The sequence below is a fragment of the Streptococcus sp. HSISS2 genome, from assembly GCF_000448665.1.
Taxonomy (GTDB): domain Bacteria; phylum Bacillota; class Bacilli; order Lactobacillales; family Streptococcaceae; genus Streptococcus; species Streptococcus raffinosi.
In genome coordinates this window covers 1,390,160-1,395,438 of the sequence record NZ_CM002133.1, presented here as the reverse complement: position 1 = coordinate 1,395,438, position 5,279 = coordinate 1,390,160, and the positions used below count along the sequence as shown (strand labels likewise).

The following is a 5,279-nucleotide window of genomic DNA, read 5'->3' as shown; positions in this document are numbered from 1 at the left end:
CTAACGGCTTTGATGTTGTCGTAACTAATGTTTCAGGTGGTGGCAAGACAGTTCAAGAAGTTCGTGTTCCAATTTGGTCAGATAAGAATGGTCAAGATGACCTTACATGGTACCATGCTGATAAACAATCAGACGGTAGCTACAAGGTTCATGTCGATACAGCCAGCCACAAGGGCGATGCTGGTAGCTATTCTGTTCATCTTTACTATATGTTGGATGGTAAACGAACTTATATTACCGAAACTACAGCCACAGTCCCTCAATCTAATGAATCCCATGTAACAGGGAAATTGACCAATAACGGTTCTTATTACAGTGTTCGTGGTAAATACGATGATATTATTATTGTCAATAAAAAACACGGTCTTTCTAAGGACTATAACCCAGGTGAAAATCCTACAGCTAAAGCAGCCTTTGTTCGTCTTCGTGACGATATGATTAACCAAGGTTTGAATGTTGGACGTTCATACAGTGGTTTCCGTTCTTACGATTATCAAAAGACTCTTTACGACAACTACGTAAGCCGTGATGGTCAAGCAGCTGCGGACCGTTACTCAGCTCGTCCTGGATTTAGCGAACACCAAACTGGTTTGGTCTTTGACTTGACTGATAAATCTGGTAACTTGCTTGAGGATGCACGAGCTAGTCAATGGCTTAAAGATAATGCACATAACTATGGCTTTATCGTGCGTTTCCAAGCAGGTAAAGAAGCTTCAACTGGCTACATGCCAGAAGCATGGCACATCCGCTATGTGGGTAAAGAAGCTAAAGATATTCACGATTCAGGCTTGAGTTTGGAAGAATACTTCGGTATCGAAGGTGGCGATTATGCTACTAGCAGCAAACCTGCTGAAAGCAAACCAGCCACTACAGGTGCCATTAACCTTCCAGCGACAGGAACTTATACCTTCACAGGTCGTGCGTCAATCAAGGCAGAAGCTAAGGTTTCAAGCCCAGAATTGGCCTACTATGATAAAGGTATGAGCGTTAACTACGATAAGGTTTTGACAGCTGATGGTCATCAATGGCTTTCATACATGACAGCAAGCGGTGCCCGTCGTTACGTTGATATTGCAACAGTTAAAGCTACAGAAACTAAACCAGAAGCCAAACCAGTTGCTAAACCAGCGGACCAACCAAGTCTTCCAGCGACAGGAACTTATACTTTCACAGGTCGTGCGTCAATTAAGGCAGAAGCCAAAGTTTCAAGCCCAGAATTGGCCTACTATGATAAGGGTATGACTGTAAACTACGACAAGGTTTTGACAGCCGATGGTCATCAATGGCTTTCATACATGACAGCAAGCGGTGCCCGTCGTTACGTTGATATTGCAACAGTTAAAGCTACAGAAACTAAACCAGAAGCCAAACCGGTTGCGAAACCAGCGGACCAACCAAGTCTGCCAGAATCAGGCACTTATACCTTTACAGGTCGTGCGTCAATCAAGGCAGAAGCTAAGGTTTCAAGCCCAGAGTTGGCCTACTATGACAAGGGTATGAGCGTTAACTATGACAAAGTTTTGACAGCCGATGGTCATCAATGGCTTTCATACATGACAGCAAGCGGTGCCCGCCGTTACGTTGATATTGTTGCAGCTAAGGCTGAAGCAAGTCAACCAACTGCGAAACCAAGTCTCCCAGAGTCAGGCCGTTATACCTTTACAGGCCGTGCGTCAATTAAGGCAGAAGCCAAGGTTTCAAGCCCAGAATTGGCCTACTATGATAAGGGTATGAGCGTTAACTACGATAAGGTTTTGACAGCCGATGGTCACACATGGCTCTCATACATGACCGCAAGTGGTGCTCGTCGTTACGTCGATATTGCTTAATGAGATAAAGAATCAGGTTGGACAACGTGTCCAGCCTTTTTTGATAGCCTCTCTTTATCAGGAGATTGAATTTTTCAATTTTTGTGACGTCTTTTGGAGTGCTATAATGGTTAATATAGAATCGAGGTTACTATGAAAATCGCATTGGTACAGATGGATGTTGCTCACGGACAGCCTGCTGAAAATGTAAAACACGTGAAAGAGATGTTGGAAAGGGCGCTTGATGACAATCCCGATGTTATTGTGCTTCCTGAAATGTGGAATACAGGCTATGCTTTAGATGAACTTGACGGTATTGCGGATAAGGATGGACTGGAATCTCAAGCTCTCTTATCTCATTTTGCCAGAGAACATGCTGTGGCTATTCTCGGAGGGTCTGTTGCCATTGAGAAAGATGGCAAATTCTACAATACAACCTATGTCTACAATAAGTCTGGGGACTTAATCAATACCTACAGTAAGGTCCATCTTTTCGGATTGATGGCGGAGGACCAGTATATGTCGGCTGGGACTGTGGAGTCTGTTTTTGAGCTTGATGGTGTGACAGCGGCTAGTGTTATTTGTTACGATATTCGTTTTCCTGAATGGGTGCGAACACAGATGGCGCAAGGGGTCAAGGTGCTTTTTGTGGTAGCTCAGTGGCCTGAGCCTCGTGTGCAACAATGGGAGATTTTACTCAAGGCGCGTGCGGTTGAAAACCAAGCCTTTGTGGTAGCTGTTAACCGTGTCGGAGCAGGACCAGACGATGTCTTTTCGGGACATTCCATGGTTATAGATCCTCTGGGAAATGTAGTCTTGCAGGCCAAGGAACATGAGGAGGGCATTTTTACGGCTGATATTAATCTTGAAGAGGTGGACCGAGTTCGAGGTCAAATTCCCGTTTTTGAGGACCGTCGCACGGACTTGTATCATTAAGGAGTGTTTATGTTATTTGAAGAATCTGATTTATTGAAAGAATTGCCAAAACAGTTTTTTGCAGGGTTGGTAGCCAAGGTGAATGCCAAGATAGCTGAAGGTGCAGATGTGATCAACCTTGGCCAGGGAAATCCAGACCAGCCGACTTATGACCATATTGTTGAGGCCTTATGTACCTCAGCCCATAATCCAGCTAGCCACAAGTATTCTCAGTTTCGTAGCAATCGTCCCTTCAAGGAAGCAGCTACAAGTTTTTACAAGAAACATTATGGGATTGATTTGGATGCGGAGCGTGAGATTTGTGTCACAGGTGGGGCTAAGATTGGCCTTGTGGAATTGCCTTTAGCCTTGATGAATCCTGGTGACCTTTTGCTCCTGCCTGACCCAGGTTACCCTGACTACTTGTCGGGAGTGATTCTGGCCCGTGTAACCTATGAGACCTTTCCTTTGACGGCTGAAAATGATTTTTTGCCAGATTTGGAAGCTATTCCTGAGGAGACAGCTCGTCGTGCTAAGTTTATCTATATCAATTACCCTAATAATCCTACGGGGGCTGTGGCGACAAAGGCATTTTATGAAAAATTGGTTGCCTGGGCTAAGACCTACGAGGTAGGAGTGGTGAGTGATTTGGCCTACGGGGCTTTGGGTTATCAAGGGGATGAGAATCCTAGTTTTTTATCGGTACCCGGTGCCAAGGATGTAGGAATTGAGTTTTATACCTTCTCAAAAACCTTTAATATGGCAGGTTGGCGCTTGGCTTTTGCGGCTGGAAATGCTGAGATGGTTGAAGCCTTAAACCTCATTCAGGACCACCTTTTTGTGGGAATTTTTCCCGCTTTGCAGGATGCTGGGATTGCTGCCCTCTTAGATCCTAAATCTGAGGAGGCAGTGGCCAAACTAAATGCGGTTTATGATAGCCGTCGAGATGCTTTTACGCAAGCAGCAGCTAAGATTGGCTGGCAGGCCTTTCCATCTAAAGGTTCCTTCTATGCTTGGATGCCTGTACCTGAGGGCTACACCAGTGAAAGTTTTGCAGATCTTTTGCTTGAGAAGGCCCATGTTGCTGTGGCACCAGGCAAAGGATTTGGACCAGCGGGAGATGCTTATGTTCGTATCGGACTGCTAGTAGAGCCTGAACGTCTTGTCGAGGCCGTCAATCGTATTGCAGATTTGCATTTATTTGATCATTAAATAGCATTTATGAAACAAGTGGTTGGAAAATACTGCTTGTTTTTTCATATTTTTGCATTTTTCTCTTGACAAATGAATAAAAATACAATAAACTAATCACATATTTATTCAAAAGGAGTGCATAAATGAAAATTTCAATCGTTGGTATCACTGGTTATAGTGGTTTAGAGTTAGTTAAAATTTTGAATAATCATAAAAAAGCAGAACTTGTTTCTATTCACGCAACCAAGGAAGTAGGCCGACGATTGTCTGAAGTGTATCCCTATTTGACAGGTGTTTGTGATTTAGAAATAGAAGCTTTCGATGCCCAAAAGATTATGGAAAAGGCAGACTTAGTCTTCTTTGCCACACCTTCTGGAGTTGCTAGTTCATTGGCAGAAGAATTTGTTCAGGCTGGCTTTCCTATTATTGATTTATCTGGAGATCATCGCTTGCCGGCTTCCATTTATGAAAAATGGTATAAAAAATCACCTGCTAAGGAAATGATTTTGAATAAATTTACATACGCATTGTCAGAATATACAGATGTAAAGGATAAAAATTTATTGCCAATCCTGGATGTTACGCGACGGCGACAGAATTGGTCTTGATTCCTTTGGTTGCTGCTGGTTTGATTGAGATAGATAGCGTCATCGTGGATGCTAAGTCTGGTTTGACTGGTGCTGGTAAGGCGCTTAGTGAGTCTAGCCATTTTGTCAATGTTCACGATAATTATGTGACCTATAAGCTCAATCATCATCAGCATATTCCAGAGATTGTCCAGACTTTGAGGGCTTTTGATGCTGATATGCCGGAGATTCAGTTTTCAACGTCGCTTTTACCGGTTAATCGTGGGATTATGGCTACCGTTTATTGCAAATTAAAGAAGGATGTAGCTGTCTCTGATGTCGCTTCAGCCTTTGCAAAAGCTTATGATGATAAACCTTTTGTACGTGTGCAAGATAATTTACCAGAGCTCCATAATGTCATTGGATCGAATTTTACTGATATCGGATTTGCCTATAATGAGAAAACCAATGTTCTGACGGTTATTTCAGTCATTGATAATTTGATCAAGGGTGCTGCTGGCCAAGCGGTTCAAAATCTCAACCTCATGCAGGGGTGGGATGAGACAGAAGGTTTGCTTATGACACCGTCATACTTGTAGAGATAAGAACAGAAATAGGAGAAAAAATATGAAAGTCATAGATGGAACGATTGCCAGTCCGCTTGGTTTTTCAGCTGATGGGCTACATGCAGGATTTAAAAAGAGAAAAATGGATTTTGGTTGGATTGTCTCTGAAAAAGCCAGCCAGTGTGGCAGGGGTTTACACGACCAATAAGGTTATTGCAGCTCCTTTTGAT

At 43.3% G+C, this 5,279-nt stretch carries 3 protein-coding genes and 2 pseudogenes; all 5 read left to right on the top strand.

The features are described from left to right. The coding region (ldcB, locus tag HSISS2_RS06190) for an LD-carboxypeptidase LdcB/DacB (protein ID WP_042767044.1) at positions 1-1,829 on the top strand (1,829 nt) is incomplete at its 5' end. A gap of 132 nt (positions 1,830-1,961) precedes the next feature. Further along, positions 1,962-2,744 (top strand): carbon-nitrogen family hydrolase, encoded by a 783-nt coding sequence (locus HSISS2_RS06185; protein WP_021145914.1) that lies wholly within the window; start codon positions 1,962-1,964, stop codon positions 2,742-2,744. A 9-nt stretch (positions 2,745-2,753) separates the two neighbouring features. Further along, positions 2,754-3,935 carry a pyridoxal phosphate-dependent aminotransferase gene (locus tag HSISS2_RS06180; protein ID WP_021145913.1) on the top strand — a complete coding sequence of 394 codons (1,182 nt, stop codon included), beginning with the start codon at positions 2,754-2,756 and terminating at the stop codon, positions 3,933-3,935. 125 nt (positions 3,936-4,060) lie between these two features. Continuing rightward, positions 4,061-5,082 (top strand): annotated as a pseudogene (argC, locus tag HSISS2_RS06175) (N-acetyl-gamma-glutamyl-phosphate reductase). Positions 5,083-5,110: 28 nt separating this feature from the next. Beyond that, positions 5,111-5,279: pseudogene (locus HSISS2_RS10950) on the top strand (bifunctional ornithine acetyltransferase/N-acetylglutamate synthase); the annotation flags it as partial.

What these genes read in the sequence shown, in the direction of transcription:
- HSISS2_RS06185 (WP_021145914.1), top strand. Translation starts at nt 1,962, where the DNA reads ATGAAAATCGCATTGGTACAGATGGATGTTGCTCACGGACAGCCTGCT.
- HSISS2_RS06180 (WP_021145913.1), top strand. Translation starts at nt 2,754, where the DNA reads ATGTTATTTGAAGAATCTGATTTATTGAAAGAATTGCCAAAACAGTTT.